The sequence below is a fragment of the Candidatus Methylacidiphilales bacterium genome (genome assembly GCA_025056655.1).
Lineage (GTDB): Bacteria > Verrucomicrobiota > Verrucomicrobiia > Methylacidiphilales > JANWVL01 > JANWVL01.
Window position 1 is genome coordinate 1 of sequence record JANWVL010000131.1, and the last position, 2,365, is coordinate 2,365.

The 2,365-nt window shown below is 51.5% G+C and carries 2 protein-coding genes; one reads left to right on the plus strand and one right to left on the minus strand.

The window, feature by feature from the left end:
* Window positions 1-911: SLC13 family permease (locus NZM04_08355; protein ID MCS7064034.1), on the minus strand; the 911-nt coding region annotated here is incomplete at its 3' end.
* Window positions 912-980: 69 nt separating this feature from the next.
* Here NZM04_08355 and NZM04_08360 point away from each other — a divergent pair.
* Window positions 981-2,365: GTP-binding protein (locus NZM04_08360; protein MCS7064035.1), on the plus strand; the 1,385-nt coding region annotated here is incomplete at its 3' end.

Here is a 2,365-nt window from a genome sequence, read left to right on the forward strand (position 1 = left end):
TTCCAGCCGTGCAGGCTCTCGGTAATCCAGAGGGCAACTGTCGCCAGAAAGACAGCCCCCACCCACATCCGTGACCACAAGGCACCTTCTTTCGCATCTTCAGCGATTGCTTTTTGAATTAGCGCAGTCAACTGTCTCCTCGCCCCATCAGCAGAGCCTCGCACCGATCTGGAGACGATGAACCAAAGCCCAAGAAGCAATATCAGACTCAATGGCACGCCAAGGCTCATCCACTCCGCAAACGAAATTTGCACGCTGCGTCTCTCGAGCATGGCAACCGCAATCGCATTTGGCGGGCTGCCCACAATCGTCCCCATGCCCCCAATATTAGCTGCAAAAGCCACTGCCATCACCGTGGCCGAAGCTAAAGGTCTATTCTCTTTAGTCGCCTCCAACATAGGCTTGATCAACGTCAGCATCATCAACGTCGTCGCAGTATTCGACATAAACATTGAAAAAAGTCCTGTGACCAACACAACCCCCAGCAGAAACGTGCGCTCCGTCTTAGCAAAAGGCAACAAAAACCACCGAGCCATCCATCGGTCGAGCCCATTTTTTTCAACAGCTAGCGCCATAATGCAGCCTCCCAGAAACAAAAAAATCACCGGGTCTACCAATGGTTCAAGAAAAACAAGATATCCCTTAGCCCCACCTCCCGACATTGCACCTTGAGGCGCGCCCAACCCAAAGACACACGCTACAATTGCACCGATGGCCGTTGCAAAGGGAGGCAACGCTTCCGTGATCCAGAGGCATGCTGCCCCCACAAAGATCCCAGCCATTATCCTTTGAGCCATAGTAAAACTAGGCGGCAACACCAGCGCGATGGCGATCCCCATGATTAGCGACACAGCAACCTTCACCAACAGTTTCACACCTGCAGGCAGAATCTGCTGATTATAGCCACACATCTATCTCATGATCCGCTGCTCGTGCCTTCTCTTGCAAGCCATAAAAATTCTGCTTCACTCATCCCGCTCATGGAAAAAATAAGGAACATCGCCATCATCGCGCACGTTGATCACGGGAAGACCACCCTCGTAGACCAACTGCTACGGCAGTCCGGCACCTTCCGCTCCAATCAACAAGTCGCCGAGCGCGTCATGGATTCTATGGACCTCGAACGCGAAAAAGGCATCACGATCCGCGCCAAAAACGCCGCTTTTACCTACGGCGATTACCATATCAACATCGTGGACACTCCCGGCCATGCCGATTTTGGAGGAGAGGTGGAACGAATCTTAAAGATGATCGATGGCGTGCTCCTCGTGGTGGATTCTTTCGACGGCCCTCAAGCCCAGACTAAATTTGTGCTTCGCAAAGCGCTACAAGTCGGCGCGCGTCCTATCGTCGTGATAAATAAAATTGATCGTCCCAACGCCCGGCCTCATCAGGTCTTGGATATGGTATTCGAACTCTTCCTTGAGCTACATGCCACGGATGAACAGCTTGATTTCCCGGTTCTTTATGCTTCTGGCAAAGAGGGCTATGCGGTCGAGAAGTGGCCAGGCCAACTCACTGATGAGATCAAAAACGCTGGCATGAAAGCCCTTTTCGAGACCATCATCCAAAAAATTCCCGCTCCGCAGGCTGACCCTTCCAAGCCGTTTCAAATGCTCGTCGCCAATCTTGACTACAACGACTACGTCGGCCGCATCGCCTACGGCAAAATCTACGGCGGCAAAGTAAAAGTGGGAGACAAAGTCGTCGCCCTCCACCGAGATGGCAGCAAGACGAAGGCGACTGTCACGAAACTGCTTTCTTACTCTGGCCTCCGACAAATCGAGATCCAAGAAGCCTCAGCAGGAAATATCATCGGCCTTGCCGGCCTCGAAGACATCTATATTGGCGAGACCATCGCAGATTCGGAGGAACGTGAGCCTCTTCCCTTCGTCGAGATCGATCCACCCACGATTAAAATGTATCTCTTGGTAAACGACTCTCCTTTTGCTGGCCGCGAGGGAAAGTTGCTCACTGCACGTCACATTCGAGAACGGCTTGAGCGGGAGACTCGCACCAATGTTTCCCTTCAATTCAAGGAGACCGAAAACGCTGGAGTTTTCGAAGTCTCTGCTCGTGGCGAAATGCAGATCGCTATCCTCGTCGAGCAGATGCGAAGAGAAGGCTTTGAATTGATGATTTCACGACCAGAGGTGATTTATAAAAAAGACGCTGAAGGAAACATCCTCGAGCCGATCGAGACGTTATATTTAGATATTCCAAACGATTCACTCGGCGACGTCCTCCAAAACTTAGCCAATCGAAAAGCAGAGATCACACACATGAATCATGTGGGGAATAACGTTACGCTCGAAGCTTCCATTCCCACACGAGGATTGATCGGCTTTGAGACGGATTTGATGAA